This is a genomic window from Aeromicrobium stalagmiti, assembly GCF_013283745.1.
GTDB classification, from domain to species: Bacteria; Actinomycetota; Actinomycetes; order Propionibacteriales; family Nocardioidaceae; genus Aeromicrobium; species Aeromicrobium stalagmiti.
Genome location: NZ_JABSTZ010000001.1, coordinates 1,732,256 through 1,758,020 on the forward strand (window position 1 = coordinate 1,732,256; position 25,765 = coordinate 1,758,020).

Sequence of the window (25,765 nt, forward strand, 5' to 3'; positions counted from 1 at the left end):
CGTTCGGGCCGGTCAGGTCTGGGATACTCAGACCATGCCCGACCTCCTGAAGTCCATCGCGATCTCGGCCGCCGCCAATGCCGTCTCCCTGGGCTTCGCCGCATGGATCTTCGACAGGTTCGACATCCGCTTCGGCTGGTTCCTCGTCGCGGTCGTGCTCTTCACGGCGCTGACGGTGCTGCTGCGCGGCATCGTGGTCAACACGGTCAACCGCTTCGCCCGTGGCTACACGATCCTCGGGGGTCTGGTGCTGACGTTCCTGGGGCTGCTGCTCACCGAGGTCGTCGTGCCGGAGTCCGGATTCTTCATCGACGGCTGGGGCACCTGGCTCGGCGTCACCCTGATCGTGTGGGCGGCCGGCGTGGCCTACGGCGAGGTCGACAGCTCGGCGCCCGCCCCCAAGTCGCAGTGACCGAGGGCGGGCGGAACGCGCCGGCAGCTACTCGGCTGCTGCGTCCTTGATCTCGGCGACGACCTCGCCCGAGCCGATGGGGCCTCCGACGGTGACGGTGAGACCCGTGACGACGCCGTCCTTGTGGGCGTTGATGGGCTGCTCCATCTTCATGGCCTCGACGACGATGATCTGGTCGCCGGCCGAGACGGTCTGACCCTCCTCGACGGTGACCTTGACGACGGTGCCCTGCATCGGGGCCACCAGCGAGTCGCCGGACGCCGCAGCGCCGGCAGCCTTGCCGGCCTTGCGCTTGGCCTTCTTGGCGCCGCCGGCGGCGACTGCCGAGGCACCCAGCCCGCCGGGCAGGACGACCTCGACGCGCTTGCCGCCGACCTCGACGGTGACGCGCTCGCGCTCGCCGGGCTCTGCGTCCTCGGACGCACCGGCGTAGGGCTCGAGCTCGTTGACGTAGTCGGTCTCGATCCACGTCGTGTAGACCGTGAAGTCGCCGTCGGCCGCGGTGAACGCGGGGTCGTCGACGACCGAGCGGTGGAACGGGATGACGGTCGGCATGCCGTCGACGACGAACTCGTCGAGGGCGCGACGCGAGCGGGCCAGGACCTGCTCACGGGAGGTGCCGGTGATGATGAGCTTGGCGACCAGGGAGTCGAACGACCCGGGGATCGTCTCACCCTCCTCGTAGCCGCCGTCGAGACGCACGCCGGGGCCCGACGGGGGAGCCCACTTGGTGAGGGTGCCGGGGGCCGGCAGGAAGCCGCGGCCGCCGTCCTCGGCGTTGATGCGGAACTCCATGGAGTGGCCGCGGATCTCGGGGTCGCCGTAGCCGAGCTCCTCGCCGGCGGCGATGCGGAACATCTCGCGCACCAGGTCGATGCCCGTGACCTCCTCGGAGACCGGGTGCTCGACCTGCAGGCGGGTGTTGACCTCGAGGAAGCTGATCGTGCCGTCGGCGGCGACGAGGAACTCGCAGGTGCCGGCGCCGACGTAGTTGGCCTCCTTGAGGATGGCCTTCGACGAGGCGTAGAGGCGCTCGATCTGGTCGTCGCTCAGGAACGGCGCGGGCGCCTCCTCGACGAGCTTCTGGTGACGACGCTGCAGCGAGCAGTCGCGGGTCGAGATGACCACGACGTTGCCGTGGGAGTCGGCGAGGCACTGGGTCTCGACGTGGCGCGGCTTGTCGAGGAACTTCTCGACGAGGCACTCGCCGCGGCCGAAGGCGCTGACGGCCTCACGGACGGCCGACTCGTAGAGCTCGGGGATCTCCTCGAGGGTGCGGGCGACCTTGAGGCCACGTCCGCCACCGCCGAACACGGCCTTGATCGCGACGGGCAGGCCGTTCTCCTGCGCGAAGGCGACGACCTCGTCGGCGTCCTTGACGGCGTCCTTGGTGCCCGGAGCCAGCGGGGCGTTGGCCTTGAGGGCGATCTGCTTGGCCTTGGCCTTGTCGCCGAGGCTCTCGATCGCGGCCGGCGGGGGACCGATCCAGATCAGTCCGGCGTCGATCACGGCCTGGGCGAACTCGGCGTTCTCGGCCAGGAAGCCGTAGCCGGGGTGCACGCTGTCGGCGCCGGAGCGCTCGGCGACGGCCAGGATCTTCTCGATGGAGAGGTAGGACTCGGCGGGCGTGGAGCCCTCGAGCGAGTAGGCCTCGTCCGCGAGGCGCACGAACACGGCGTCGCGGTCGGGCTCGGCGTAGACGGCGACGCTGCCGATGCCGGAGTCCTTGCAGGCTCGGATGACACGGACGGCGATCTCGCCGCGGTTGGCGACGAGGACCTTGGCGAGGGGCTTGAGCTCAGTCATGGGTGTTCCATTCATCTCGATGCGAATGCCGTGCGGCGCCACTGGTCGGGGCCGAAGGTGTGGGGGGTGCGGACCTGGCGAGCGGGGTGACCCCACTCGCTGCGCAGCGTGGGCTTGCCCGCCGCGGCGGCGTTGGCCGCCGCCGCGTTGCGGACGGCCACGACCGCGACGAGCGCGGCGAGCTCCTCGGGCGTCAGGTCTCCCTTGACGACCCGCAGGACGGGCGTGCCGCTCACAGGGGGATGTTCCCGTGCTTCTTGGGCGGCAGGGTCTCGCGCTTGGTGCGCAGCAGCCGCAGCCCCTTGACGATCTCGGCGCGGGTCTGCGACGGCTCGATGACCGCGTCGATGTAGCCGCGCTCGGCCGCGAGGTAGGGGTTGCAGAGCGTGTCCTCGTACTCGGTCATGAGCTGGGCCCGCAGCGCCTCGGGATCGTCGGACGCGGCGAGCTCCTTGCGGTAGAGGATGCCGACCGCGCCGGACGCACCGACGACCGCGATCTGGCCCGACGGCCACGACAGGTTGAGGTCGGCGCCCAGGTGCTTGGAGCCCATGACGTCGTAGGCGCCGCCGTAGGCCTTGCGGGTGATGATCGTGATGAGCGGGACGGTGGCCTCGGCGTAGGCGTAGATGAGCTTGGCGCCGCGCCGGATGATGCCGTTCCACTCCTGGTCGGTGCCGGGCAGGAAGCCGGGCACGTCGACGAACGTGAGCACGGGGATGTTGAACGCGTCGCACGTGCGGACGAACCGGGCGGCCTTCTCGGACGCGTCGATGTCGAGGCAGCCCGCGAGCTGCATCGGCTGGTTGGCGACGATGCCGACGCTGCGCCCCTCGACCCGGCCGTAGCCGATCACGAGGTTCTGGGCGAACAGCGGCATGACCTCGAGGAAGTCGCCGTCGTCGACGATCGTCTCGATCACGGTCTTGATGTCGTACGGCTGGTTGGCCGAGTCGGGGATCAGCGTGTCGAGAGCGAGGTCGGTCTCGTTGGGCTCGAGGTCGGCCACCTCGTCGTAGACCGGCGCCTCCTCCATGTTGTTCTGCGGCAGGAACGAGACGAGCGCCTTGGCGTACTCGATCGCGTCCTCCTCGTCGGCTCCCATGTAGTGGGCGTTGCCGCTCTTGGTGTTGTGCGCGCGGGCACCGCCGAGGTCCTCCATGGAGACCTCCTCGCCGGTGACGGTCTTGATGATGTCGGGACCGGTGATGAACATGTTGGACGTCTTGTCGACCATGATCACGAAGTCGGTGACGGCGGGGGAGTAGACGTGGCCACCCGCGTTGGCGCCCATGATGAGCGAGATCTGCGGGATGACGCCCGACGCGTGCACGTTGCGCTTGAAGATCTCGCCGTAGAGGCCGAGCGAGACGACGCCCTCCTGGATGCGCGCGCCGGAGCCCTCGTTGATGCCGATGATCGGGCAGCCGGTCTTGATCGCCAGGTCCATGACCTTGACGATCTTCTCGCCGTAGACCTGGCCGAGCGATCCGCCGAAGACGCTGAAGTCCTGGCTGAACACGCAGACCTGGCGGCCGTCGATCGTGCCGTAGCCGGTGATGACACCGTCGCCCAGCGGCCGGTTCTTCTCCAGGCCGAAGTCGGTCGAGCGGTGCTTGGCCAGCGCGTCGAGCTCGACGAACGAGCCCTCGTCGAGCAGCTGGTCGATGCGCTCGCGGGCGCTCTGGCGTCCGCGCGCACTCTGCTTCTCGTGGGCCCGCTCCGCCATCTCGACGAGCGCGGTGTCGCGCCGCTCGATGAAGTCGGCGAGCTTGCCCGCCGTCGTGTGCAGCTCGGGCTTGATCTCGATGTCGTCGATCGACACATGCACTCCTGAAGCTCAGAACGACCGGATGATACGCAGTCCGACTGGATGATACGCAGTGTCACGTGTCAGGATCAACCCATGACAGATCTCGACCGTGTCACGGTTCGTGAGCGTATCGTCGAAGCGGCGTTCACGCTGTTCCGCGAGCGTGGCTACGACCGGACGAGCGTCGACGACATCGCGGCGGCCACCGGGGTCAGCCGCAGCACGTTCTTCCGCCACTTCGGGTCGAAGGAGTCGGTGATCTTCCCCGACCACGACCTGCTGCTCGAGCGCATCGAGCAGCGGCTGGCCGCGACGACCGAGAAGTCGGCCCTCCGCGCGGTCGCCGACGCGGTGCGCCTGGTGCTGTTCCACTACGTCGCCGAGGGCGACCGCGCCCACCAGCGCTACGAGCTCACGAGCACCGTCACGGCTCTGCGTGAGCGTGAGCTCGTCAGTGGTGCGCGCTACCAGCACCTGTTCCGTCGGCACCTGAGTGCATGGTCGGACGGCAGCAACGCGGCCGAGCTGCGCGCCGAGGTCATGGCAGCGGCGGTCGTCGCCGCGCACAACCAGGTGCTGCGCCGTTGGCTGCGCGGAGAGAGCAGGGACCCGCACGTCGAGATCGACGCCGCGCTCGGAGGGGTCCTCGAGGCGTTCGCCGAGCGGAGCCTCGAGCCGCCGGCCGTGGTCGTGCTCAGCGAGGGCACGTCGCTGGAGTCGGTGGGCCAGGCGATCCAGGCGATGATCGACCGCGGTGACGGCCGGGCGACCTCCGCCGGTTAACGATGGTTAACCATTCTTGGTAGCATCGGTGCATGACGTTCGCCCTCTCTCCCGAGCACGAGTCCTTCCGCCACAGCGTCCGTGAGTTCGCCGAGGCCGAGATCGCGCCTCATGTCGCCCAGTGGGACAAGGATCATCACTTCCCGGTCGACGCGGTGCAGAAGATCGGCAAGATGGGGCTCTTCGGCCTCACCGCTCCCGAGGAGTTCGGCGGGTCGGGCGGCGACTTCACGAGCCTGTGCGTCGCGATCGAGGAGCTCGGCCGGGTCGACCAGTCGATCGGCGTCACGCTCGAGGCCGGCGTCGGCCTGGGCATCACGCCGATCCTCGAGTACGGCACGCAGCAGCAGAAGGAGACCTGGCTGCCCGACCTCGTCGACGGCCAGCGCCTGGCCGGATTCGGTCTCACCGAGCCGGGTGCCGGCTCCGACGCCAGCGCGACCAGGACCCGCGCCGAGCTCGACGGCGAGGAGTGGGTCGTCAACGGCTCCAAGCAGTTCATCACCAACTCCGGCAGCGACATCACGTCTGTCGTCACGGTGACCGCCCGCACGGGCACCCGCGACGACGGCAGGCCCGAGATCTCGGCCATCATGCTGCCTGCCGGCACGCCGGGCTTCGTCGCCGAGGCCCCCTACGACAAGCTCGGCTGGCACCTGTCCGACACCCACCCGCTGTCGTTCACCGACGTCCGCGTGCCCTCCGACCACCTGCTCGGCGAGCGAGGTCGCGGCTACGCACAGTTCCTCGCCACCCTCGACGACGGCCGGATCGCGATCGCTGCGCTGGCGGTCGGCTGCATCCAGGCCTGCCTCGACCTCGCGGTGCAGTACGCCGGCGAGCGCACGACGTTCGGCGTGCCGATCGGCACCAAGCAGGGTGTCGCGTTCCAGATCGCCGACCTCGCCGTGATGGCGCAGGCCGGCCGGGCCCTGACCTATCAGGCCGCCGCCATGAAGGACGCCGGAGCGCCGCCGAAGGAGCTCAAGCAGGCCGCATCGATCGCCAAGCTCTACACGTCGGAGGCGGCGGTCACCGCGACGCGCATCGCGACGCAGGTGTTCGGCGGCTACGGCTTCATGGAGGAGTTCCCCGTCGCCCGGTTCTACCGGGACGCCAAGATCCTCGAGATCGGCGAGGGGACGTCCGAGGTCCAGCGCATGCTGATCGCGCGGGGTCTCGGCCTGCCGGTCGAGTGACTTAGAGCGCGGTCATCTTGGCGCAGGGGAGCGGGATGTGCTTCGCGCCCTCGCCGAAGTCGACCTGCGCCGACTGGGTGCCCTGGAGGCTGATGATCCGGCCCATGCCGTAGGTGTCGTGGGAGACGCGGGCGCCGACCTCGTAGACCTCGTCAATCACCTCCGGACCTGCCTGGAAGGGGCTGGATGCGTGGTAGCGGCGTCGCCGCGGTGAGGTTGCCATCGTTCGACCAGTCTCTCACTGTTCGGCGCCGACGACCAACAAATGCGTCAGTTTGACAGGGTCCACAGCGAGGTCCAGGCGATACCGAGGTCGCCCACGAGCTCGCGGAGCACCGGCAGCGACAGACCCACGACGTTGTGGTGGTCGCCCTCGATGCCGGTGATGAACGCTCCTCCGAGGCCGTCGATCGTGAAGGCTCCCGCGACGTGGAGCGGCTCGCCCGTCGCGACGTAGGCGTCGATCTCGTCGTCGGTGATGGCGGCGAAGTGGACGATCGTCGTGGCGGTCTCGATGAACTCCTGGTCACCTCGGCGGACGCAGTGCCCGGTGTGGAGCACGCCGCTGCGGCCCCGCATGCGGCGCCAGCGCCCGGCCGCCTCGACCGGGCCGGCGGGCTTGCCGAAGATCTCGCCCTCGAAGGCCAGCACGGAGTCGCAGCCGATGACGAGCGCATCGGGCTCGACCCGCTCCGCGACGGCCCGGCACTTCATCTGCGCCAGCGCTGCAGCGAGGTTGCTGGGATCGCTCGAGGTGATGCGGTCCTCGTCGACGCCCGACACGACGACCTCGGGCTCGATGCCGGCGGCGCGGAGGGTCGCGAGGCGGGCAGGGGACTGGGACGCGAGGACGATCCTCATCGCAGGGCTCCTTCGTCGTACCGCTGACGGACGACCTCGAGACGCGGCTCGCGCAACAGGTCGTCGACGAGGTCGCTCGTGCCGCCGACACCGGTCCACGTGCCGTCGATGGGGGTCGTGACGAACCACGCGTGGTCGGCGGGCCACATCAGGTTGGGGCTGTTGATGTCGCGCGGCGCCCCGGACCGGTAGTGCGTCGCACCCCAGCGCCCGGCCTCCGCGATAGGGCCGCCGAACAGCAGGTACGCCTCACCGCCGAGGCCCAGGCGGGGCCCGGACATGACGGGCGACGAGAAGGCGGGTCGTTCCGGTGGCGGGGGCTTCTCCCGCGTGAAGACGCGTCCGGGCCACCGCGGCGAGCCGCTGAAGGCGCTGAGGAAGTCGACGGCGTCGCCGCCGTGGATCTCGCCGTAGCCGTCCCACAGGCCGAAGAAGCAGTCGCTCGGTGTCGAGGTGTGACGGGCGAGCACCTGGCACAGGGCGTCGAGCAGCGGGTCCGACAGGTGCCCCTCGTCACGGTCGCCCTCGCCCGGGCGGGCGTGGAGCACGCGGACGTGGGCGGTGAAGCCGGACGGTCCGAGCCGCGCCCGCAGGTGCGCCGGACCCGGGTCGTCGACCAGCCAGTCGGCGGGTGAGACGTCCGACAGGGGGATCAGCGCCATGGGCCCATGCTCTCAGACGGGTGTGTGAGGCTGGTCCCATGTCCTACCGCGACCTCGACCGCCCACCCCTCGACGCCGTGGCCCTCCGCTCGGCGCTGACCGGTCCGGGCCGGTTCTGGACCGAGGTCGTCGTGACGGCCGAGACGGGCAGCACGAACGCCGACGTCGCCGCGGCGGCGCGGGCAGGTGCCGCGGAGGGACTCGTCCACACGACCGACGCACAGACCGCCGGCCGGGGGCGCCTCGACCGGTCCTGGACCTCGCCGGCCGGCTCCGGCGCCATCGTCTCGGTGCTGCTGCGCCCCGACGCCGTCCCGGCCGCCCGGTGGGTGTGGCTCCCGCTCCTGGTCGGCCTCGCGGTCGACGCCACGGTCCACGAGTGCGGCGTCGAGTCGTCCCTGAAGTGGCCCAACGACGTGCTCGTCGACGGTCGCAAGATCGCCGGCATCCTGCTCGAGCGGGTCGAGACGCCGCAGGGGCCCGCCGCCGTGATCGGCGTCGGGCTCAACGTGTCGCTGCGCCAGGACGAGCTGCCGGTCGAGACGGCCACCTCCTTGGCGTTGGAGGAGGCCACCGAGACCGATCGCACGATCGTGATCCGGGCGTTCCTCCGCAACCTCGAGGCGCTCTACCGGGCGTGGTCGGCGTCGGGCGGCGACCCGTCGGGCGGCATCCGCGAGTCGTACGTGCGCCGGTGCGTGACGATCGGCCAGCGGGTCCGGGTGACCCTGCCGACGGCCGACCCGCTGGTGGGGCAGGCCACCGGCATCGACGACCTCGGACGCCTGCTGGTCGACGGCCAGGCCATCAGCGCCGGAGATATCACCCACGTGCGTCCGGCGAAGTGACAGAATTGAGCCCATGAGCCTTCCGCGCAAGCTGATGATCGACGGCGAGCAGACCGTCGCCACCACCCGGACGCACGTCAAGGTGCTGTTCCTCCCGTTCCTGATCCTGCTGGTCGTGTGCGTGGCAGCCGGCTTCCTCGTCGCCCAGATCGGTGACAAGAGCGACAACGTGGTGGGCTGGGTGATCATCGCGATCGCGGCGGTGCTGATCCTGTGGGGCTCGTTCCTGCCGTTCCTGACCTGGTACCTGTGGACCTACACGCTGACCAACAAGCGCATCGTGGAGCAGAAGGGCATCCTGACCCGCACCGGTCGGGTCATCCCGCTGAGCCGCGTCAACGACGTCGCGTTCGAGAAGAACCTCAACGACCGCATCCTGGGCTGCGGGACGCTGATCATCCACGACGCGAGCGAGCAGGCGGGCCTGGAGCTCAAGGACATCCCCAAGATCGAGGCGTTCCACCGGACCGTGACCAACCTCGTGTTCGAGAAGCACGACACCACGAAGAACGATGAGTCGGTCTGAGCTCCGCGACGCGCTCGCCCACCTGATCCTGGGGGGCGAGCTCACCCTCACGAGCGCCGAGGTCGCGGACAAGGGGGGTCTCTCGATCGAGGACGGCCAGCGGCTGTGGCGCGCCCTCGGCTTCGCCGACACCGGTGACAGCATCGCGTACGGCGAGCCCGACGTCGACGCGATCGCCACGGTCGCCGCGGCGCTCGACGGTGAGGTCATGGACGAGCAGACCGTCTTCCGCATGACCCGTGCCCTCGGCACGACGATGGCCCGGCTCGCCGACTGGCAGGTCACGACGCTCGTCGAGCAGATCGAGCGCGACGTCCACGCCGGCCGGGCCGCCACCCGTCTGGACGCGGCCGTCGAGCTCGCCGAGACGGCAGCACCCGGCTTCGAGCACCTGATGATCTATGCGTGGCGCCGTCACCTGGCTGCTGCCTCGGCCCGCATGGAGGCGCTCGGTGCAGCGGAGGAGGAGCTCCTCTCGACCACCATGACGGTCGGTTTCGCCGATCTCTCGCGCTTCACCTCGCTGTCCAACGGGCTCGACGACAACAGCCTCGGCGCGCTCGTGGAGAACTTCGAGACCCGCTGCTCCGACATCGTCACGGCGCACGGGGGCCGGGTCATCAAGACGCTCGGCGACGCCGTCCTGTTCGTGACCGACGATCCCGCCGAGGGCACCCGCACGGCCCTCGACCTGGTCAAGCAGATCGCGCTGCGCGCAGAGCTGCCCAACATCTGCGTGGGGCTGGCGACCGGCTCCGTCGTCAGCCGGCTGGGCGACGTCTACGGGCCCCCGGTCAACCTCGCCGCCCGTCTCTCGCACGTGGCCCGCAGCAACCGGGTGCTGGTCGACGACGCGACCGCCGCCGCGATCACCGGCGAGTTCGACACCCGGGCACTGCCGCCGCGTCCGCTGCGCGGCTTCGGCAACGTCTCGCCGATCACGGTGAGCGAACGGCGCAGCTTCCGGTCCCGATAGACTCCGGTCGTGCCCACACCTGAGCTCGCCGTCATCGGCGGAGGCCAGCTGGCCCGCATGATGCAGCAGGCTGCGACGGGCCTCGGCCTGCGCATCCGCCTCCTGGCCGAATCGCCCGACGTCTCCGCCGCGCAGGTCGTGCCCGACCACGTCGTCGGCGACTACACCGACCTCGACACGTTGCGTGCGGTCGTCGCCGGCGCGCCGGTCGTGACCTTCGACCACGAGCACGTCCCGCCGGAGCACCTGCGCGCGCTGGAGGCCGAGGGCCACGCGTGCCGCCCCGGTCCGCACGCCCTGCTCTTTGCTCAGGACAAGGGCTCGATGCGCGAGCGGCTCGGTGCCCTCGGGGCGCCGTGCCCGCGCAACGCGCCGATCTCCTCGGTCGCCGACCTCGAGGCCTTCGGCTTCCCGGCCGTGCTCAAGACGACGCGCGGCGGCTACGACGGCAAGGGCGTCTGGGTCGTCCGGTCCGTCGCCGACGCCGACGAGGCCTTCGCCGCCGGTCGTCCGCTGCTCGCCGAGGAGCTCGTCGACTTCCGCCGCGAGCTCTCCGCCCTCGTGGCGCGGTCGCCCTCGGGCGAGGTGCGGTCCTATCCTGTCGTCGAGTCGCGGCAGAAGGACGGCGTGTGCGCCGAGGTCATCGCCCCCGCGCCCAACCTCGATCCCGCCCTGGCGGCAGCAGCACGTGACCTGGCCGAGCAGATCGCGACGGAGCTCGACGTCACCGGCATCCTCGCGGTCGAGCTGTTCGAGACGACCGATGGGCGCCTGCTCGTCAACGAGCTCGCGATGCGCCCCCACAACACGGGGCACTGGTCGATCGACGGGTCGCACACGAGCCAGTTCGAGAACCACCTGCGGGCCGTCCTCGACCTCCCGCTCGGGTGCGCCCACGCGCGCGAGCCCTGGTCGGTCATGGTCAACGTGCTGGGTGGCGTCGTCGACGACCTCGAGGCCCAGCGGGCCGTCGTCCTCGCCGCCGAGCCCGACGTCAAGATCCACCTCTACGGCAAGGCGGTCAAGGCCGGTCGCAAGGTGGGTCACGTGACGGCGTACGGCGACGACCTCGACGACGTCCTCGCCCGTGCGCGGCGCGCCGCCGCCCTGTTCGTCGACGGCGTCGACCCCAGCCCAGCCGCGTGACCCCCGCTGCGTGGCTAGGCTGAGCGTCATGACTGCTCAGCCGCGTGTCGGCATCGTGATGGGATCTGACTCCGACTGGCCGACGATGGAGGCCGCCGCGACGGCGCTGGGCGAGTTCGACGTCGCCCACGAGGCAGACGTCGTGTCGGCCCACCGCATGCCTGACGAGATGCTCGCCTACGGGCGCGACGCGCACGGTCGCGGGCTCGAGGTCATCATCGCCGGCGCCGGGGGAGCGGCCCACCTGCCGGGCATGCTCGCCGCCGTCACGCCGCTGCCGGTCATCGGTGTGCCCGTGCCGCTCAAGCACCTCGACGGCATGGACTCGCTGCTCTCGATCGTCCAGATGCCGGCCGGCGTGCCGGTCGCGACGGTCTCGATCGGCAACGCCCGCAACGCCGGCCTGCTGGCCGTCCGCATCCTGGCGGCCGGCGACCCCGACCTCACCGCCAGGATGATCGCGTTCCAGGCCGAGCTCGCCGACGTCGCGCGGGCCAAGGGCGAGAAGGTCCGCAACCCGGCGGCGCGCTCCTCCGGATTCCGCTGACGGTCCGGTCGCGATCGGTCAGTAGAGGCCGTCGGCGTACTGCTCGCCGTAGTAGGCCTCGAGCTCCTCGATGGAGTCGTCGGGACGCTCGAGGTTCTTGGCGATCTGGGCGCGGCTCATGACCGCGTCGGGGCGCCACGTCTCCGGCTTCCAGAGCGATGAGCGCAGGAACGCCTTGGCGCAGTGGAAGAACACCTGCTCGACCGCGACCTCGAGGATGACGGCCGGCCGGTGCCCCGCGACCTCCATGCGGTCGGCGTAGGGCGCGTCGGCCAGGATCGTGGCCCGCCCGTTGACACGCAGCGTGTCGCCGCGACCCGGGACGAGGAAGATCAGGCCCACGTGCGGGTTCTGCAGGATGTTGACGAAGCCGTCGGCCCGTCGGTTGCCCGGACGCTCGGGGATCGCGATCGTCGTGTCGTCGACGACGAGCGCGAAGCCGGCCGGGTCGCCCTTGGGCGAGACGTCGAGGCGCCCCTCGGCGTCGGAGGTCGCCACGAGGCACAACGGCGAGGCCGCCAGCCAGTCGCGGTGCTCGGGCGTCAGGGCTGGCCGGTCCTTGTCGAGCACCCGCTGCAGGGGAGTGCCGAGCAGATCGCGCAGCGCCGCCTCGGTCGTGATCTCGGTCCGCATGGACCTCAGGCTACGGCCTCGCGGACGTACGACGTGAGGGCCGTCAGGGTCGGCTGGGCCGGCGAGGAGGCGAACCCGAACCGGACGGGCGGCGTCACCTGGGCCAGGTCTCCGAGCTCGTCGCCCTCCCACGTCGCCCGGGCGCACGACAGCCTGCGCACGCCGGTCGCGGCGTACCACTCGGTGCGACCGCCGCCGGCGGAGCCATAGGTCTGCACGCCCGGCATCAGCCGGGACGCGATGGGGTTGCAGACCCTCGCCCACGACGCGGTGCGACGCAGGACCGCCGGCACCAGGGCCAGCAGCGGCGAGACCCACAGCCGCTTGCCGGGCGTGAAGCGCACCTGCAGCGAGCGGGTGTGCACCGACCACTCCGCGCCGTGGGTCACCGAGACGGGCTCGATCCGGATCTCGTCGAAGGCATAGGTCGATGCGACGAAGTCGGCGATCTCCTGGCGCGGTGCGATGAGGATGCGGTGCCCCGACGGCTGCTCGAGCATGACGTCGGCGAACGTGCCGTACGGGCTGGCATCCCACATGCCCACCACGATCCTGGTGCCGGAGGCAGTGCCCAGACCGGCGATGTGACCCGCGAAGGAGCTCGTCATGGGTCAAGTCTGTCCGATGGCTCCACAGCCGCCTCCCCAACGGGTGACAGGCTGGGGTCATGGCGCTGCTCCCGTTCGACCTGCCGGACGGCTTCGTGGCGCACGCGCGGCGCGGTGACGACTGGGCCGCCTGGGTCGATGGGGTGCCGCGGACGGTGCGTGACCTGCTGTCGGAGTGGGACCTGACGGTCGACGGCCAGGCCGTGCACGGACACGCGGCCCTGGTCGTGCCGGTCACGTCGGACGGACGCCGCCTGGTCCTCAAGGTGGCGTGGCCGCACGAGGAGGGGCAGCACGAGATCCTGGGGCTGCAGACGTGGCACGGCAACGGTGCGGTACGGCTGGTGAGGGCCGACCCGCGGCGCAACGCGCTGCTGCTCGAGCGGCTCCACGCCCGCGACCTGACGCAGGTGCCGGTGCTGAAGGCCTGCTCGGTCGTCGCCGGGCTGCTGGGGCGCCTGCACGTGCCCGCGCCGCCGCAGCTCGTGCCGCTCACGTCCTACGTCGAGCAGTGGACCGATGCCCTCGACCGCCTGCCCCGCGACGCACCGCTGCCCCGCCGCGTCGTCGAGCAGGCCGTGCACCTGGGTCGCTCGTTCGTCGCCGACCCGGCCAGCGTCGGTCGCATGATCCACGGCGACCTGCACTACGCGAACGTGCTCGCCGCCGAGCGCGAGCCCTGGCTGGCCATCGACCCGAAGCCGATGTCGGGCGACCCGCACCACGAGGTTGCGCCGCTGCTCTGGAACCGCTGGGACGAGGCGGTGGCGACGGGTGATCTGCGCACCGCGGTCCGGCGCCGGTTCCACACCGTCGTCGACGACGCGGGGCTCGACGAGGAGCGGGCGCGCGACTGGGTCGTGGTCCGTGAGGCCCACCGTGCCATGTGGGCCATCGAGGACGCCGACCCCGATCGGGTCACGGCCGCCGTGGCGATCATCAAGGCCGTCCAGGACTGACGGGTGCGCGTGTCCGCGGTCGCGGCTAGCGTGACGGGATGCCTCTCGTGACCTTCAAGGACCTGTGCATCGACGCCAACGACGTGCCGGCCATCCAGGGCTTCTGGGCCCGGGTGCTGCACCTGGAGAGTGAGTTCTTCGACGACGACGGATCGGCCGTGCTGCGTGGCGCACGCCCGGGGCAGACGATCTGGATCAACCCGGTGCCCGAGCCGCGCACGGTCAAGAACCGGGTCCACCTCGACGTCGTCGCGGCGTCGTTGGAGCCGTTCGCGGACCTCGAGCAGCTGTCGCGTGACGGTGAGCTCCCGTGGACGGTGTTCGCCGACCCCGAGGGCAACCAGCTCTGCGTGTTCGTCCAGCACGACCGGCCGCCGGGCCTCAAGGACGTCGGCGTCGACTGCGTCGACCCACCGGCGCTCGCCACGTGGTGGGCGGGCCTCTGGGGTGGCGAGCTCGGCCACGACCCCGACGGCGACTACTCCTTCATCGACGCGATCCCCGGAGCGCCGGTCGACTCCTTCGACTTCGCGCCGGTGCCCGAGCCGCGCAAGGTCAAGAACCGGCTCCACTGGGACGTCGTCCTCGCCGACGGCGCCACCGTCGCTGACCTCGTCGCAGCCGGTGCGACGCTGCTGGCCGAGCCGACTGACGACACCCGCTGGACCGTCATGGCCGATCCGGAGGGCAACGAGTTCTGCGTCTTCGCGCAGAGGTGACGTCGACCGCCCGACCGTGCGTGGCAGAGTGATCCTGTGCCCACCATCGACCTGACCACCGACGTCGTCAGCCTCACGGCGGCCCTCGTCGACATCGCCTCGGAGAGCCTGAGCGAGCAGGAGATCGCCGACGCGGTCGAGGCTGCGCTGCGACCGCTCGACCACCTCGAGGTGATCCGTGACGGCCACACGATCGTCGCCCGCACGTCACTCGGCCGTGGTGAGCGCGTCGTGATCGCCGGGCACCTTGACACCGTGCCGGCCAACGGAAACTTCCCGTCGCGGCTCGAGGGCGACGTGCTGCACGGGCTCGGCACCTGCGACATGAAGGGCGGCGTCGCGGTCGCCCTGCTGCTCGCCGCGTCGGTGCCCGACCCGGTCCGCGACGTCACCTACGTGTTCTACGACGCCGAGGAGATCGCCGCCGAGTTCAACGGGCTCGGCCGCATCGCGCGTGCGCGTCCCGACCTGCTCGCGGGTGACTTCGCGATCCTCATGGAGCCGTCCGACGCCGGCGTCGAGGCCGGCTGTCAGGGCACGATGCGGGTCGACATCCGCACGACGGGGGAGCGCGCCCACTCGGCACGGTCGTGGATGGGCAGCAACGCGATCCACGCCTTGGCCCCGGTGCTCGACGGCCTCAACGCCTACGTCCCGCGCGAGGTCGAGATCGACGGGCTCGTCTACCGCGAGGGCCTCAACGCCGTCGCGATCTCCGGCGGTGTCGCGGGCAACGTCGTGCCCGACGAGGCGGTCGTCACCGTCAACTACCGCTTCGCGCCCGACCGCTCCGAGGCCGAGGCCCACCAGCACCTGCAGGAGGTTTTCGAGGGCTTCGGGCTCACGATCACCGACTCGGCCCCCGGCGCGCTGCCGGGTCTCACCCGGCCCGCCGCCGCGGCGTTCGTGCAGGCGGTCGGCGCCGAGCCTCGACCGAAGTTCGGCTGGACCGACGTCGCACAGTTCACCCTGCTGGGCGTCCCGGCCGTCAACTACGGCCCCGGCGACCCGATCTTCGCGCACAAGGCCGACGAGCAGGTCCCGACCGAGCACCTGCACCGGGTGCACCAGTCCCTGGAGAAATGGCTCACCACATGACCGACCGTCCGTCCCACCAGAAGGGTCCGGTCCGCCTCAAGGGCGGCCAGATGCCCAGCAGCACGACCGACCAGCGGCTGCTCGACTCCCGTGGACCCGCCGACTGGGTGCACACCGATCCGTGGCGGGTCCTGCGCATCCAGGCCGAGTTCGTCGAGGGCTTCGGCGCGCTGGCCGAGCTCGGCCCGGCGGTCAGCGTCTTCGGCTCCGCCCGGACCCAGCCCGACGACCCGATGTACGCCGCGGCGTCCCAGATCGCTGCCCAGCTGTGCGGCGAGGGCTATGCCGTCATCACCGGCGGTGGCCCCGGGGCGATGGAGGCGGCCAACAAGGGCGCCAGCGAGTGCGGCGGCGTCTCGGTGGGCCTGGGCATCGAGCTGCCCCACGAGCAGGGCATGAACGACTGGGTCGACCTGGGGGTCAACTTCCGCTACTTCTTCGTGCGCAAGACGATGTTCGTCAAGTACGCCCAGGGGTTCATCGTGCTGCCCGGTGGGTTCGGCACGATGGACGAGCTGTTCGAGGCCCTGACGCTGGCGCAGACCGGCAAGGTCACGTCGTTCCCGATCGTGCTGTTCGGGTCGGCCTACTGGGGCGGGCTCGTCGACTGGCTTCGCGACACGATGCTGGTCGACGGCAAGGTCGGTGCGGCCGACATCGACATGCTGCACGTCACCGACGACATCGACGAGGCCGTGTCCTACTTCGTCGCCAAGGACCGCTGAGCGGTCACCGCAGGTCGCGGGCGATGCGGTTGTGCCGCTCGACCAACGGCCCGACGTCGATCGTGGTGAGGCGCCCGTCCTCGACGACGACCCGCCCCTCGACCACCGACAGGTCGACGTTCGACGGCTGGCAGAACACGACGGCTCCCAGGGGGTCGTGCACCGCTCCGCCGGCCATGGCGAGGGAGTCGAGCCGCACGCCGATGACGTCGCCACGCAGGCCGACCTCGAGCCGTCCCACGTCATCGCGTCCCAGCACCTCGGCGCCGCCGCGCGTCGCCATGCGCAGCGCCGCCCGGGCCGACATCGCCATGGGTGAGGGCGCCTGACCCGCGAGGGGCGCGCCGCCGACGCGCTGGAGCAGCATCGCCATCCTCGCCTCGGCCAGCAGGTGGGACCCGTCGTTCGACGCCGACCCGTCGACTCCGAGGCCGGTGCGCATCCCGGCGTAGGCCCAGGCGTGGATCGGGGCGATGCCCGAGGCGAGCCGCATGTTGGACGACGGGCAGTGCGTCGCACCGGTGCGGGTCGACCCGACCCGCGAGATCTCGGCGGGGGAGGGGTGCACGAAGTGGGCGAACCAGACGTCGGGTCCGGTCCAGCCGAGGTCCTCGCACAGCTCGACGGGGCTGCGGCCGAGCGTGGCCCGGCAGAACTCGTCCTCGTCGATCGTCTCGGCCAGGTGCGTGTGCGAGTGGACGCCGTGCGCCCGCGCCAGCGTGATGCTCTCGCGCATCAGGTCGGGCGTGACGCTGAAGGGGGAGCACGGTGCGAGGACGACCCGGGTCATGGCGCCGGGCGCGGGGTCGTGGAAGGCCTCGATGACGCGCTGGGAGTCGGCGAGGATCGCGTCCTCGTCCTCGACGACGTGATCGGGCGGCAGGCCGCCGGCGCTCTCGCCGCGCGACATCGAACCGCGCGAGACGTGGAACCGGATGCCGACCGGCTCGGCCGCCTCGACCTGGTCGTCGACGCGGGCCCCGTGGGGCCACAGATAGGTGTGGTCGAACGCCGTGGTGCAGCCCGACAGGGCCAGCTCGGCCAGCGCCACCTGGGTGCTGACCTGCACGGCCTCGGGCGTGATGCCGGCCCAGACCGGGTACAGCGTCCGCAGCCAGGTGAACAGCTCCGCGTCCTGGGCCATGGCCCGGGTGAGGGTCTGCGTGAAGTGGTGGTGCGTGTTGACGAGCCCCGGCATGAGCACCATGTCGCTGGCATCGATCACGGTGTCGGCGGGCGGCAGGTCGGACGTCGGGCCGATCGCGGTGATGACGCCGTCGGTGATCACGAGCCCGCCGTCGGGGATCTCGGTGCCGGCGTCGTCCATCGTGGCGAGCAGCGTCGCGTGCTCGAGGCGTACGGAGGTCATCCCCTGAGTCTCGTGACGTCGTGTGACCTCGTGTTTCGCCGATGTGAGCCGCAGGAAAACTTCGTTTCGTCGTGTCCGAGGTGACTGGCAGACTGCGGACATGCCTGAGCCCAGCACCCCCGTCGTCCGCTGCCCGTGGGGCGATGCCCCGCCCGGGTGGGAGGGACCGCCTCCCGCCATGACGGCCTACCACGACACCGAGTGGGGGCGAGAGCTCCGCGGCGACCGCGACCTCTTCGAGCGGATGTCGCTCGAGGCGTTCCAGTCGGGGCTCTCCTGGGCGATCATCCTGCGCAAGCGGGAGCGGTTCCGCGAGGTGTTCGCGGGGTTCGACCCGGCGGTCGTGGCGGGGTTCGGCGACGCCGACACGGCACGCCTGCTCGACGACGCCGGCATCGTCCGCAACCGCCAGAAGATCGAGGCGACGATCAGCAACGCCCGCACGCTGCTCGAGCTCGACGAGTCGTTCTCCGACCTGCTGTGGTCGTTCGCGCCTCCGGCCCGTCCGGCACCGCGGTCCTACGCCGAGGTGCCGGCCACGACCCCGGAGTCCGTCGCGATGGCCAAGGCGCTGAAGAAGAAGGGCTTCCGCTTCTTCGGACCGACCACGGCCTATGCCCTCATGCAGGCGACCGGCATGGTCAACGACCACCTCGACGTCTGCGTCGCCCGCGACGGATCGGGCGCCGCCTGACCCCGTGTGTCACATCCGTCCCACCGGCACCGGGCGTGGCTACCAGAGATCGAGGGCGGGGCGTTTTACGATCCGGACATGTCCAACCGGAGAATCCCCCGCTCCCGCAGAGCCCTCGGTGCCACCGGGCTGCTCGTCTCGGCCGTCGTCGTGGCCGTCGTCGGCTTCATCGTGGCGACCGTGCCCGTGCTGGTCGTCGCGACCGCCTATGCCGCCGTGACCGGCGTCGTCGCCGGTCGCCTGCTGTCCAACGAGATCGCCCAGGTCCGCCGCGACTGGGCCCGTGACCGTGCCGAGCTCGCCGACGACAACCGCAAGATCGCCGTGGTCCGCTCCCGTGAGCACATCGCGTTCGCCGACCAGATGGGTCAGCGGGTCAGCCTGCGGGACTCGCAGATCGCGACGCTGCGAGACGCCCTGGTCACCGCCGAGATCGAGCTCGCCCAGGCGCGCGAGCGGATGTCCGCCGAGCGGGCCCGCAGCCAGGCCCTCGCGTCCGACGTCCAGAGCGCCCAGTCCGACCTCGAGTCGTCCCGTGTCGACCTGCGCGCTGCCCAGGACGCTCTCGCTGCCAGCGAGGCGGCCGAGGTGCAGGTCCGGGCCGAGCTGCTCGCCTGGGAGGAAGCCGCGACCGAGGAGACCAAGCGTCTCCACGACCGCAAGCTCGCCTGAGCGGGCTGCGTCGCCGGCGACTCAGCGGCCGGTGAACTCCGGCTTCTCCTTGGCCAGGAAGGCCTTGACGGCCACGACGTGATCGGCCGACGCGCCGGTCAGCGCCATCTTCCGGCCCTCGTGCTCCAGTGACGAGGGCAGGTCGTGCGTCGCCGAGAAGGCGACAGCGCGCTTGATCGCCCCGTAGGCCAGGGTCGGCCCCTGGGCGAGCTCGAGCGCGAGGGCGGCCACGGCGTCGTCGAAGGCGTCGTCGTCGACCACCGACGTCGCGATGCCGATCTCGAGGGCCTCGTCGGCCGAGATGGTGCGGGGACGCATCAGCAGGTCCGTCGCGCGGGTGGGCCCGACCAGGCGCGGCAGCGTCCACGACGCCCCGGTGTCGCAGGAGAACGCGATCGCGGCGAAGGCGGTGTTGAACCCCGCCGATCGCTTGACGATGCGGAAGTCCGCGGCGAACGTCATCGACGCGCCGGCGCCGGCGGCGATGCCGTTGACCGCGGCGATGACCGGCTTGGGCATCGTGGCGATGGCCGTGGCGATGGGGTTGTAGTGGTCGTCGACCGTGCTGGAGCCGCCGTAGGGATCGTCGTCTGACGTCATCCCGGTCACGTGCTCCTGCAGGTCCTGACCCACGCAGAACGCCCGTCCGGTGCCGGTCAGCACGACGCAGCGCACGGCGCTGTCGGCCGCCGCGGCGTGCAGCGCGTCGCGGAGCGCGACCTTCGTGGCGAGGGTCAGGCTGTTCATCGCGGCGGGACGATCGAGCGTCACCGTGGCGACTCCGTCGGCCACCTCGTAACGGATCGGAGGGGTCTCGGGAACGCTCATGGGTGTCTCCTTCGGGACTGCGGTCGAAGGCGGTCCGGGCATAGGCGATAATGGTACGCACGCCTCGACCGAATGCGGTGGAGCGACCTGACGAGAGGGGAACTGATGGCCGCCATGAAGCCACGGACCGGAGACGGCCCGATGGAGGTCACCAAGGAGGGTCGCTGCATCGTGATGCGGGTCCCTCTCGAGGGTGGCGGACGCCTGGTCGTCGAGCTGAACAACGAGGAAGCTGCCACACTCGGCGACGCGCTCAAAGCGGTCTGATGTACGGGTTGACGGTGCGTTGGTCGCTGACCGACGCCCCCAAGGGCACGCTCAAGGCCTTGCGGGCCTACGTCGAGGACGAGTCGTACGCCTCGTCCGCCGGCCTCGACGGGCTGCGCTTCAAGACGTGGCGCGCCCACAAGGGTGAGTGGTTCGAGGACAACTACGTGTTCGTGTCCGACGAGGCGCGCGCTGCGTTCCAGGACTCGTTCGAGCCGAAGGCCGCGAGCGCCGGGGCGTCGAGGGTCATCGGCTCAGCGCCGATCCTCATCGAGGCCTGCGAGATCATCGGCGTTGTCCGCGGCGCTGCCGGCTTCCGGTCGTCCAGCCACTTCGAGCACGGCAACAAGGACGACTGACCGTCCACCGTCTCGCCCGCTCGCTCGCGAGAGCGTGGGGGTGGGATCAGGGCAGGAGCTGGGCGACGAGCAGGCCGTCGCCGAGCGGCACGAGCATGCTGCGCAGACGGTCGTCGGCGGCCACCCGCTGGATGACCTCGCGGATCGCGGTCGTCTCGGGGTCGCGCTGCGCCGGATCGGCGACTCGGTCGTGCCACAGCGCGTTGTCGAACGCGATGAGGCCGCCGGGGCGGACGAGCCGCAAGGCCTGGTCGAGGTACTCGCCGTACTCGACCTTGTCGCCGTCGAGGAAGACCAGGTCGTAGCCGGCGTCGGTCAGCCGGGGCATGACGTCGAGGCCCGAACCGGCGATGAGCCGAAAGCGCTGCGGGGCGAACCCGGCCTCGGTGAACGTCTCGCGCGCGAGACGCTGGTGCTCGGCCTCGAGGTCGACCGACGTCAGGACGCCGTCGGGCTGCATGCCGCGCAGCAGCCACAGCCCCGAGACACCCGTGCCGGTGCCGATCTCGGCCACGGCCTTGGCCTGCACGGCAGACGCCAGGAACGACAGGACAGCGCCGCTGCCGGCGCCGACAGGGACGACTCCGACCTCGTCGGCACGGCGTCTGGCCGCGACGAGGTGATCGTCCTCGCTCAGGTGGTCCTCGGCGAACGCCAGGCTTGCTGCGGTGGTGATGGTCGGCTCCTCGGTCGGTGGTGGCACCAGCCTATCGGCGCACGTCCTCCGATCCCGGGAGGCTGCGACCAGCAGTTCATCTGAATCGGAGGGAACAGTCAGGTGGTTCTGTGCGTTCTCTCAGGTACAGGGACAACGATCTACTCATGAAGGTAGAAGACGTGGCAACCACGACGATCGACCAGGCACTCCCGGACTGGGAGGGCATCGTCGCGGAGCACTCCGCCCGTGTCTACCGCCTGGCCTACCGTCTGACCGGCAACCGTCAGGACGCCGAGGACCTCACGCAGGACGTGTTCATCCGCGTCTTCCGCTCGCTCGACAGCTACGAGCCGGGCAACTTCCCGGGCTGGCTCCACCGCATCACGACCAACCTGTTCCTCGATCGCGTGCGCCGCAAGTCCCGCCTGCGCATGGACGGCTTCGGCGAGGGCGCCGAGGACCGGCTGCTCAGCGCGGAGGTCCTGCCGGAGTCGGCCGTCCACGACGCCAACTTCGACCCCGACATCGAGGCTGCGCTCGCGTCGCTCTCCGACGAGTTCCGCGTCGCGGTCGTCCTGTGCGACATCGAAGGTCTGTCGTACGAGGAGATCGCGGGCGTGCTGGGCGTCAAGCTCGGCACGGTCCGCTCGCGCATCCACCGTGGCCGCACGCAGCTGCGTGAGGCCTTGGCGCACCGCGCCCCGCGGCAGGGTCGCACCCGATTCGTGGGACCGATCGGGATCTGATGGCTCATCTGGGTGCAGACGTCGCAGCATTCGTGGACGGACAGCTGTCCGACTCCGCGATGCAGGAGGCGTCCACCCACCTCGTCACGTGTGACGAGTGCGAGAAGGCCGTACGGCAGCAGCGCCTGCTGAAGTCGCGCATGTCGACCGTGCGGGCTCCTGAGCCGCCGGCCGCGCTGCTGGCGTCGCTGGCCGAGATGGCATCGACTCCGCCGCCGCGCGAGCGCTGGTGGGTGCGACTGACCCGGGCGGTGCCGTTCCGCGCCGGCGTCGTGATCGCCGGGGCGTCGGTCGCGGTCGTGGCGACCGCCTATGCCATCGGCGGTGTCGACCGCGTCGGCGACGAGGTCGCCCCGCCCTACAACCGCTATGCCGCCGACTTCACCGGTGGATCGACCGTCCAGACGGGCAACGTCATCACCGAGGCGACGATGGCCGAGCTCGACAGCTCGGGCTGGCCCTGCCACGAGACCCTCGCGGGCGACCTGCACCGGGTCTCCGGGTCCTACACCGAGAGCGGCGAGGTCGTGGCGCTGACCTACACCGACGGTCGCGCACGCCTCAACCTGTTCGAGCAGAACGGCGCCCTCGACCGCGCCGGGCTCGAGGGCTTCACCCGCACCACGCTGGGTGGCTCGGACGTCTGGGTGAGGGACGGCCAGCCGCTCGTCGTCACCTGGGACGGTGACGGCACGGTCTACACGATCGTCACCGACGCCGAGCGCGAACGTGTCGCACTGGCCGTCGAGGACCTTCCGCGGATGACCAGCGACGCCGGACCGGTCGACCGGGTCGGCGACGGACTCACCCGGATGTCGACCTGGCTGGGCGCGGCCTGAGGCACAGCACGGTGGCCACGGCTCCGGCCCCGAGCACGAACGCCGCCTTGAGGTAGAGCTCGGTCGCGGGTGCGTGCAGGTGCACCTGGTTGACGCCCAGGGCGATCGCCGCCGCACCCACCCCGACGGCCGTCAGGTCCGCCGGGCTCGGAGACCGCAGCGGACGCTCCGGCCACCAGCGTGACCACCGGACGAACGCGCCATAGGCGACCACGTTGGCGGCGCACGCGATGCTCAGCACCAGCAGGACGCCGACGTGGAACGCCACGAGGACGGGCAGGGCCCGGACGAACCAGGTCCATCGCACGACCGCGACGAGCAGCAGCAGCTCCAGGGCGACGGTGAACCAGTCGAGCAGCTCCCACAGGGGCCGGCTGTCGAGGTGGCTCACCAGCGGCGCCAGGAAGCGGTCGTTGCCCTGCACGACGAACGAGCTGACGAAGTGGGACCGGGTCGACTGGGAGTCGAGGTCGAGCCAGCCCGCCCGCAGCTTGGCCAGGCCCGCGGTCGCGAACGCCACGGCGATGCACAGGGCGAGCAGCCGCAGGGGCCACTGGGGCACGGGACGGTCGTCGTCCGGTCGCCGGCGGGCGTCGACCGACAACCGTCGACCCCATCCGGCCCAGCACAGCACCAACGGCACGACCGCGAGCAGGATGTAGTGGTAGATCGGGCCGTAGCCGTTGCCGAGCCCGTCGGCCACGACGAAGAGCAGGGCGGCGGCGATCGACGACACCGTGGTGAACACCCCGAGCAGGACGAGCACGAGGGCGAGCACCTGGATGACGGTGATGCCCGCGACGACCGCCGGCGGCGGGGGTGAGTCGAGCAGCCGGAACGGGCCCGGAGGCGGCTTCCACAAGAAGTCGGGCAGCCCCGACATCGCCTCGGGGCGCGGGAGCAGCAGGAGCGACGAGAGCGCGAACAGGATGCGGAAGATGCCCAGGTCGAGCGCCGTGAAGGGGCCGCGGTCGACCCAGGCGTCGAAACTCGTCGCGGCGCTCACGGCGCGAGCCTGACGCTGTAGGCCTGCACGACCACGCCGCGCTCGGCCCCGTCGCGCTCGCGCGGACCGCGCGTCGTGGAGTACCACGTCACCCGCAGGCGGACGGGGGAGTCGATGCCCAGCTCGGCCGCCCGCTCGCGGACGTACGCCACGGCTTCGGGCGTCCGCATCCGCCGAGGGTCGCGGAGCGCCGAGCGCGTGGCGCTGAGGAGATAGCCGCGCTCGAGCTCGGGCACGTCGAGCAGATCGGTCACCGCGATGCGGTGCCGCTCACCGGCCGCGTCACGCACCATGACGACCGCCTCGTCGCGACCGAACAGGTCGCCGCGCATCGTGCTGCCGTCGAAGGCTGGCTGGTAGAGCCCCGGATAGGGCTCGCCGACGCTCTCGCGGACGACGATCATGAGGGGAAGTGACAGCAGGACGGCGGCGAACAGCGCGCGGAGAGCGATCCGTCTGCGGCTCGTCACGTCGATTCGGGGTCGAACGGCGGGATCTCTCCCGGACGCAGGATCCGTGTCTCCTTCGTCGCTGCGGGTGTGGTGTCCTCGTCGTCGAGGAAGTTGCGGCGGACGATCTCGCGGGGATCGAGGTCCCTGAGGTTGAGGTCGGAGAAGTCCTGACCCATCTCGCGGCCGAGGTCGTTCTTGGCGTTGTCGGCCATCTGGCGCAGGGTGCGGACGAAGCCGCCGGCCTGCTTGGCGAGCTCGGGGAGCTTCTCAGGGCCGAACACCAGCAGGGCGACGACGAGGATCAGACCGATCTCGGCCACGCCCATGCCGAACATGCTGCGACTCTACAGGCGGCCGGCGGGCGCGAGGCCCAGCTGCATCCCCGCGAGGCCGCGCGAGCGGCCGCTGAGCTGGTCGGCGACCCCCTGCAGGACCTTCGCCGACTCCGAGTCGGGGTCGGACGAGATGATCGGGTCGCCGACGTCACCGCCCTCGCGCAGCGTCTGGTCGAGCGGGATCTGTCCGAGCATCGGGACGTCGTAGCCGAAGCGGGCGCTGAGCGTCTCGGCGACCTTGGCCGCTCCGCCGGCGCCGAAGATCTCCAGACGGTCGCCGCCCGGCACCTGCAGGTAGGACATGTTCTCGATGACGCCCACGACACGCTGGTGCATCATCGAGGCCATCGTGCCGGCGCGCTCCGCGACGTCGGCGGCCGCGGGCTGTGGGGTCGTCACGACGACGACCTCGGCGTTGGGCAGGTGCTGGCCCAGGCTGATGGCCATGTCGCCGGTGCCCGGGGGCAGGTCGAGCAGCAGCGCGTCGAGGTCGCCCCAGTAGACGTCGCTGAGCATCTGGACGAGTGCACGGTCGAGCATCGGGCCGCGCCAGGCGACGACCTGGTCCTTGCGGGGCTTGAGCATGCCGATGCTGATGACCTTGAGGCCCTTGATCGGGACCGGCATGATCATGTCCTCGACCTGGGTCGGGCGGACGTCGCCGACGCCGAGCATGTCGGGGATCGAGTGGCCGTAGATGTCGGCGTCGACGATGCCGACCTTGAGTCCGCGCTTGACCATCGCGAGCGCGAGGTTGACGGTGACGGTTGACTTGCCGACGCCGCCCTTGCCCGACGCGATGGCGTAGACCTTGGTGAGCGAGCCGGCCTGCGCGAAGGGCACCTCGCGGTCGGCACGGCCGCCGCGGAGCATGGTCTGCATGTCCTTGCGCTGCTCGTCGGTCATGACGCCCATGTCGACGACGACGGCGTGCGCCGGCGCGACGTTGCCGACGGCGGCGGTGATGTCGCGGGTGAGCGTGTCCTTGAGCGGGCAGCCCGAGACGGTCAGGAGCAGTCGTACGGTGATCTGCGCGTCCTCGATCGTGACGCCGTCCACCATCCCGAGCTCGGTGATGGGCCGCTTGATCTCAGGATCGTTGACGGTGCTGAGGGCTTCGCGAATCTGCTCTTCGGTGACAACTGCCATGTCTCCATGGTACGTGGGGGCAGGGCGCTGGCTGCCTGAGTGTGACCTAACAGGGGTGGCGCTGCGAGGA

The 25,765-nt window shown here is 70.8% G+C and carries 33 protein-coding genes; 18 read left to right on the plus strand and 15 right to left on the minus strand.

All coding sequences use genetic code 11. From position 1 onward, the window contains the following. Window positions 1-34: 34 nt before the first annotated feature. Complete coding sequence (locus tag HQK15_RS08540) at window positions 35-412, plus strand: phage holin family protein (protein ID WP_173490927.1); 378 nt, start codon at window positions 35-37, stop codon at window positions 410-412. 27 nt (window positions 413-439) lie between these two features. Here the strand turns inward: HQK15_RS08540 and HQK15_RS08545 are convergent, their stop codons facing one another. From HQK15_RS08545 to HQK15_RS08555, 3 genes are read right to left on the minus strand one after another with little or no spacing between them, the layout of a single operon-like run. Continuing rightward, window positions 440-2,218: an acetyl/propionyl/methylcrotonyl-CoA carboxylase subunit alpha gene (locus tag HQK15_RS08545; protein WP_173490928.1), complete on the minus strand. Its 1,779-nt coding sequence runs from the start codon at window positions 2,216-2,218 to the stop codon at window positions 440-442. Between the two features lie 11 nt (window positions 2,219-2,229). Beyond that, window positions 2,230-2,454 carry an acyl-CoA carboxylase subunit epsilon gene (locus HQK15_RS08550; RefSeq protein ID WP_173490929.1) on the minus strand — a complete coding sequence of 75 codons (225 nt, stop codon included), beginning with the start codon at window positions 2,452-2,454 and terminating at the stop codon, window positions 2,230-2,232. Beyond that, window positions 2,451-4,043, minus strand: a complete 1,593-nt coding sequence (locus HQK15_RS08555; RefSeq protein WP_367649107.1) for an acyl-CoA carboxylase subunit beta — start codon at window positions 4,041-4,043, stop codon at window positions 2,451-2,453. The genes HQK15_RS08550 and HQK15_RS08555 overlap by 4 nt, the downstream gene beginning before the upstream one ends. 81 nt (window positions 4,044-4,124) lie before the next feature. On the opposite strand from HQK15_RS08555, the gene HQK15_RS08560 reads away from it, so the two are divergent. Both HQK15_RS08560 and HQK15_RS08565 read left to right on the plus strand, forming a co-directional pair. Further along, a complete protein-coding gene (locus tag HQK15_RS08560) occupies window positions 4,125-4,814 on the plus strand; it encodes a TetR/AcrR family transcriptional regulator (RefSeq protein WP_173490931.1) in 690 nt (229 codons plus the stop codon). Between the two features lie 32 nt (window positions 4,815-4,846). After that, window positions 4,847-6,013 (plus strand): acyl-CoA dehydrogenase family protein, encoded by a 1,167-nt coding sequence (locus HQK15_RS08565; protein ID WP_173490932.1) that lies wholly within the window; start codon window positions 4,847-4,849, stop codon window positions 6,011-6,013. Between the two features lies 1 nt (window position 6,014). On the opposite strand, the gene HQK15_RS08570 is transcribed toward HQK15_RS08565, so the two are convergent. The 3 genes from HQK15_RS08570 to HQK15_RS08580 are packed head-to-tail and all read right to left on the minus strand — an operon-like array spanning window position 6,015 to window position 7,536. Further along, window positions 6,015-6,236, minus strand: a complete 222-nt coding sequence (locus tag HQK15_RS08570) for a hypothetical protein (RefSeq protein WP_173490933.1) — start codon at window positions 6,234-6,236, stop codon at window positions 6,015-6,017. 47 nt (window positions 6,237-6,283) lie between these two features. Beyond that, window positions 6,284-6,874: a Maf family protein gene (locus tag HQK15_RS08575; RefSeq protein WP_173490934.1), complete on the minus strand. Its 591-nt coding sequence runs from the start codon at window positions 6,872-6,874 to the stop codon at window positions 6,284-6,286. Then, window positions 6,871-7,536: a hypothetical protein gene (locus tag HQK15_RS08580; protein WP_173490935.1), complete on the minus strand. Its 666-nt coding sequence runs from the start codon at window positions 7,534-7,536 to the stop codon at window positions 6,871-6,873. Before HQK15_RS08580 ends, HQK15_RS08575 begins: the two co-directional genes overlap by 4 nt. Before the next feature lie 38 nt (window positions 7,537-7,574). On the opposite strand from HQK15_RS08580, the gene HQK15_RS08585 reads away from it, so the two are divergent. Genes HQK15_RS08585 through purE form a run of 5 tightly spaced genes read left to right on the plus strand, consistent with a single transcriptional unit; the run spans window position 7,575 to window position 11,579 of the window. Further along, window positions 7,575-8,384, plus strand: coding sequence for a biotin--[acetyl-CoA-carboxylase] ligase (locus HQK15_RS08585; protein WP_173490936.1), 810 nt, complete (start codon window positions 7,575-7,577; stop codon window positions 8,382-8,384). 13 nt (window positions 8,385-8,397) lie between these two features. Then, window positions 8,398-8,910, plus strand: a complete 513-nt coding sequence (locus HQK15_RS08590; protein ID WP_173490937.1) for a PH domain-containing protein — start codon at window positions 8,398-8,400, stop codon at window positions 8,908-8,910. Further along, on the plus strand, window positions 8,897-9,886 hold the full coding sequence (locus HQK15_RS08595) for an adenylate/guanylate cyclase domain-containing protein (RefSeq protein WP_173490938.1): 990 nt from the start codon (window positions 8,897-8,899) through the stop codon (window positions 9,884-9,886). The genes HQK15_RS08590 and HQK15_RS08595 overlap by 14 nt, the downstream gene beginning before the upstream one ends. A gap of 9 nt (window positions 9,887-9,895) precedes the next feature. After that, complete coding sequence (locus HQK15_RS08600; RefSeq protein WP_173490939.1) at window positions 9,896-11,032, plus strand: 5-(carboxyamino)imidazole ribonucleotide synthase; 1,137 nt, start codon at window positions 9,896-9,898, stop codon at window positions 11,030-11,032. A gap of 28 nt (window positions 11,033-11,060) precedes the next feature. Continuing rightward, entirely contained in the window at window positions 11,061-11,579 is a 519-nt protein-coding gene (gene purE / locus HQK15_RS08605) for a 5-(carboxyamino)imidazole ribonucleotide mutase (protein WP_173490940.1), read from the plus strand. 18 nt (window positions 11,580-11,597) lie between these two features. Here purE and HQK15_RS08610 read toward each other — a convergent pair whose 3' ends face one another. Next, a complete protein-coding gene (locus HQK15_RS08610) occupies window positions 11,598-12,212 on the minus strand; it encodes a pyridoxamine 5'-phosphate oxidase family protein (protein ID WP_173490941.1) in 615 nt (204 codons plus the stop codon). Between the two features lie 5 nt (window positions 12,213-12,217). Further along, a complete protein-coding gene (locus tag HQK15_RS08615) occupies window positions 12,218-12,820 on the minus strand; it encodes a hypothetical protein (protein WP_173490942.1) in 603 nt (200 codons plus the stop codon). Window positions 12,821-12,879: 59 nt separating this feature from the next. Between HQK15_RS08615 and HQK15_RS08620 the strand changes: the two genes are divergently transcribed. The 4 genes from HQK15_RS08620 to HQK15_RS08635 are packed head-to-tail and all read left to right on the plus strand — an operon-like array spanning window position 12,880 to window position 16,321. Next, window positions 12,880-13,779: an aminoglycoside phosphotransferase family protein gene (locus tag HQK15_RS08620; RefSeq protein WP_173490943.1), complete on the plus strand. Its 900-nt coding sequence runs from the start codon at window positions 12,880-12,882 to the stop codon at window positions 13,777-13,779. Between the two features lie 38 nt (window positions 13,780-13,817). Beyond that, window positions 13,818-14,498 carry a VOC family protein gene (locus HQK15_RS08625; protein ID WP_173490944.1) on the plus strand — a complete coding sequence of 227 codons (681 nt, stop codon included), beginning with the start codon at window positions 13,818-13,820 and terminating at the stop codon, window positions 14,496-14,498. A gap of 36 nt (window positions 14,499-14,534) precedes the next feature. After that, window positions 14,535-15,596 carry a succinyl-diaminopimelate desuccinylase gene (gene dapE, locus HQK15_RS08630; protein ID WP_173490945.1) on the plus strand — a complete coding sequence of 354 codons (1,062 nt, stop codon included), beginning with the start codon at window positions 14,535-14,537 and terminating at the stop codon, window positions 15,594-15,596. Beyond that, window positions 15,593-16,321, plus strand: a complete 729-nt coding sequence (locus HQK15_RS08635) for an LOG family protein (RefSeq protein WP_173490946.1) — start codon at window positions 15,593-15,595, stop codon at window positions 16,319-16,321. The genes dapE and HQK15_RS08635 overlap by 4 nt, the downstream gene beginning before the upstream one ends. Window positions 16,322-16,325: 4 nt before the next feature. On the opposite strand, the gene HQK15_RS08640 is transcribed toward HQK15_RS08635, so the two are convergent. Further along, complete coding sequence (locus tag HQK15_RS08640; protein WP_173490947.1) at window positions 16,326-17,690, minus strand: 8-oxoguanine deaminase; 1,365 nt, start codon at window positions 17,688-17,690, stop codon at window positions 16,326-16,328. Between the two features lie 100 nt (window positions 17,691-17,790). On the opposite strand from HQK15_RS08640, the gene HQK15_RS08645 reads away from it, so the two are divergent. Further along, a complete protein-coding gene (locus HQK15_RS08645; protein ID WP_173490948.1) occupies window positions 17,791-18,384 on the plus strand; it encodes a DNA-3-methyladenine glycosylase I in 594 nt (197 codons plus the stop codon). A 78-nt stretch (window positions 18,385-18,462) separates the two neighbouring features. Beyond that, entirely contained in the window at window positions 18,463-19,056 is a 594-nt protein-coding gene (locus HQK15_RS08650; RefSeq protein WP_173490949.1) for a hypothetical protein, read from the plus strand. Window positions 19,057-19,077: 21 nt separating this feature from the next. Here the strand turns inward: HQK15_RS08650 and HQK15_RS08655 are convergent, their stop codons facing one another. Then, window positions 19,078-19,884 carry an enoyl-CoA hydratase-related protein gene (locus tag HQK15_RS08655; RefSeq protein ID WP_173490950.1) on the minus strand — a complete coding sequence of 269 codons (807 nt, stop codon included), beginning with the start codon at window positions 19,882-19,884 and terminating at the stop codon, window positions 19,078-19,080. A 105-nt stretch (window positions 19,885-19,989) separates the two neighbouring features. Here HQK15_RS08655 and HQK15_RS08660 point away from each other — a divergent pair, with 105 nt between their 5' ends. Together HQK15_RS08660 and HQK15_RS08665 are read left to right on the plus strand one after the other, a co-directional pair. Continuing rightward, window positions 19,990-20,151, plus strand: a complete 162-nt coding sequence (locus HQK15_RS08660) for a DUF3117 domain-containing protein (protein ID WP_019145023.1) — start codon at window positions 19,990-19,992, stop codon at window positions 20,149-20,151. 14 nt (window positions 20,152-20,165) lie between these two features. Continuing rightward, window positions 20,166-20,510 carry a hypothetical protein gene (locus HQK15_RS08665; protein WP_367649108.1) on the plus strand — a complete coding sequence of 115 codons (345 nt, stop codon included), beginning with the start codon at window positions 20,166-20,168 and terminating at the stop codon, window positions 20,508-20,510. A gap of 46 nt (window positions 20,511-20,556) precedes the next feature. Here the strand turns inward: HQK15_RS08665 and HQK15_RS08670 are convergent, their stop codons facing one another. Beyond that, window positions 20,557-21,213: an O-methyltransferase gene (locus HQK15_RS08670; RefSeq protein ID WP_367649109.1), complete on the minus strand. Its 657-nt coding sequence runs from the start codon at window positions 21,211-21,213 to the stop codon at window positions 20,557-20,559. Window positions 21,214-21,332: 119 nt separating this feature from the next. Between HQK15_RS08670 and sigE the strand changes: the two genes are divergently transcribed. Then, a complete protein-coding gene (gene sigE, locus HQK15_RS08675; protein ID WP_173490952.1) occupies window positions 21,333-21,914 on the plus strand; it encodes an RNA polymerase sigma factor SigE in 582 nt (193 codons plus the stop codon). Beyond that, the gene (locus HQK15_RS08680) at window positions 21,914-22,753 is read left to right on the plus strand and encodes an anti-sigma factor family protein (protein WP_173490953.1); all 840 of its coding nucleotides are present in this window, start codon (window positions 21,914-21,916) and stop codon (window positions 22,751-22,753) included. Before sigE ends, HQK15_RS08680 begins: the two co-directional genes overlap by 1 nt. Here HQK15_RS08680 and HQK15_RS08685 read toward each other — a convergent pair. From HQK15_RS08685 to HQK15_RS08700, 4 genes are read right to left on the minus strand one after another with little or no spacing between them, the layout of a single operon-like run. Next, a complete protein-coding gene (locus HQK15_RS08685; RefSeq protein ID WP_173490954.1) occupies window positions 22,719-23,759 on the minus strand; it encodes an HTTM domain-containing protein in 1,041 nt (346 codons plus the stop codon). The genes HQK15_RS08680 and HQK15_RS08685 overlap by 35 nt on opposite strands. Next, window positions 23,756-24,229 carry a hypothetical protein gene (locus tag HQK15_RS08690; RefSeq protein ID WP_173490955.1) on the minus strand — a complete coding sequence of 158 codons (474 nt, stop codon included), beginning with the start codon at window positions 24,227-24,229 and terminating at the stop codon, window positions 23,756-23,758. The genes HQK15_RS08685 and HQK15_RS08690 overlap by 4 nt, the downstream gene beginning before the upstream one ends. Then, entirely contained in the window at window positions 24,226-24,546 is a 321-nt protein-coding gene (locus tag HQK15_RS08695) for a sec-independent translocase (protein ID WP_173490956.1), read from the minus strand. Before HQK15_RS08695 ends, HQK15_RS08690 begins: the two co-directional genes overlap by 4 nt. A 9-nt stretch (window positions 24,547-24,555) precedes the next feature. Next, entirely contained in the window at window positions 24,556-25,695 is a 1,140-nt protein-coding gene (locus tag HQK15_RS08700) for an Mrp/NBP35 family ATP-binding protein (protein ID WP_173490957.1), read from the minus strand. Window positions 25,696-25,765: the final 70 nt, after the last annotated feature.

Coding starts and splice junctions, on each gene's coding strand:
- HQK15_RS08540 (WP_173490927.1), top strand. CDS start 35: ATGCCCGACCTCCTGAAGTCCATCGCGATCTCGGCCGCCGCCAATGCC.
- HQK15_RS08545 (WP_173490928.1), bottom strand. CDS start 2,218: ATGACTGAGCTCAAGCCCCTCGCCAAGGTCCTCGTCGCCAACCGCGGC.
- HQK15_RS08560 (WP_173490931.1), top strand. CDS start 4,125: ATGACAGATCTCGACCGTGTCACGGTTCGTGAGCGTATCGTCGAAGCG.
- HQK15_RS08565 (WP_173490932.1), top strand. CDS start 4,847: ATGACGTTCGCCCTCTCTCCCGAGCACGAGTCCTTCCGCCACAGCGTC.
- HQK15_RS08570 (WP_173490933.1), bottom strand. CDS start 6,236: ATGGCAACCTCACCGCGGCGACGCCGCTACCACGCATCCAGCCCCTTC.
- HQK15_RS08575 (WP_173490934.1), bottom strand. CDS start 6,874: ATGAGGATCGTCCTCGCGTCCCAGTCCCCTGCCCGCCTCGCGACCCTC.
- HQK15_RS08580 (WP_173490935.1), bottom strand. CDS start 7,536: ATGGCGCTGATCCCCCTGTCGGACGTCTCACCCGCCGACTGGCTGGTC.
- HQK15_RS08585 (WP_173490936.1), top strand. CDS start 7,575: ATGTCCTACCGCGACCTCGACCGCCCACCCCTCGACGCCGTGGCCCTC.
- HQK15_RS08590 (WP_173490937.1), top strand. CDS start 8,398: ATGAGCCTTCCGCGCAAGCTGATGATCGACGGCGAGCAGACCGTCGCC.
- HQK15_RS08595 (WP_173490938.1), top strand. CDS start 8,897: ATGAGTCGGTCTGAGCTCCGCGACGCGCTCGCCCACCTGATCCTGGGG.
- purE (WP_173490940.1), top strand. CDS start 11,061: ATGACTGCTCAGCCGCGTGTCGGCATCGTGATGGGATCTGACTCCGAC.
- HQK15_RS08610 (WP_173490941.1), bottom strand. CDS start 12,212: ATGCGGACCGAGATCACGACCGAGGCGGCGCTGCGCGATCTGCTCGGC.
- HQK15_RS08615 (WP_173490942.1), bottom strand. CDS start 12,820: ATGACGAGCTCCTTCGCGGGTCACATCGCCGGTCTGGGCACTGCCTCC.
- HQK15_RS08620 (WP_173490943.1), top strand. CDS start 12,880: ATGGCGCTGCTCCCGTTCGACCTGCCGGACGGCTTCGTGGCGCACGCG.
- HQK15_RS08625 (WP_173490944.1), top strand. CDS start 13,818: ATGCCTCTCGTGACCTTCAAGGACCTGTGCATCGACGCCAACGACGTG.
- HQK15_RS08635 (WP_173490946.1), top strand. CDS start 15,593: ATGACCGACCGTCCGTCCCACCAGAAGGGTCCGGTCCGCCTCAAGGGC.
- HQK15_RS08640 (WP_173490947.1), bottom strand. CDS start 17,690: ATGACCTCCGTACGCCTCGAGCACGCGACGCTGCTCGCCACGATGGAC.
- HQK15_RS08645 (WP_173490948.1), top strand. CDS start 17,791: ATGCCTGAGCCCAGCACCCCCGTCGTCCGCTGCCCGTGGGGCGATGCC.
- HQK15_RS08650 (WP_173490949.1), top strand. CDS start 18,463: ATGTCCAACCGGAGAATCCCCCGCTCCCGCAGAGCCCTCGGTGCCACC.
- HQK15_RS08655 (WP_173490950.1), bottom strand. CDS start 19,884: ATGAGCGTTCCCGAGACCCCTCCGATCCGTTACGAGGTGGCCGACGGA.
- HQK15_RS08660 (WP_019145023.1), top strand. CDS start 19,990: ATGGCCGCCATGAAGCCACGGACCGGAGACGGCCCGATGGAGGTCACC.
- sigE (WP_173490952.1), top strand. CDS start 21,333: ATGAAGGTAGAAGACGTGGCAACCACGACGATCGACCAGGCACTCCCG.
- HQK15_RS08680 (WP_173490953.1), top strand. CDS start 21,914: ATGGCTCATCTGGGTGCAGACGTCGCAGCATTCGTGGACGGACAGCTG.
- HQK15_RS08695 (WP_173490956.1), bottom strand. CDS start 24,546: ATGTTCGGCATGGGCGTGGCCGAGATCGGTCTGATCCTCGTCGTCGCC.
- HQK15_RS08700 (WP_173490957.1), bottom strand. CDS start 25,695: ATGGCAGTTGTCACCGAAGAGCAGATTCGCGAAGCCCTCAGCACCGTC.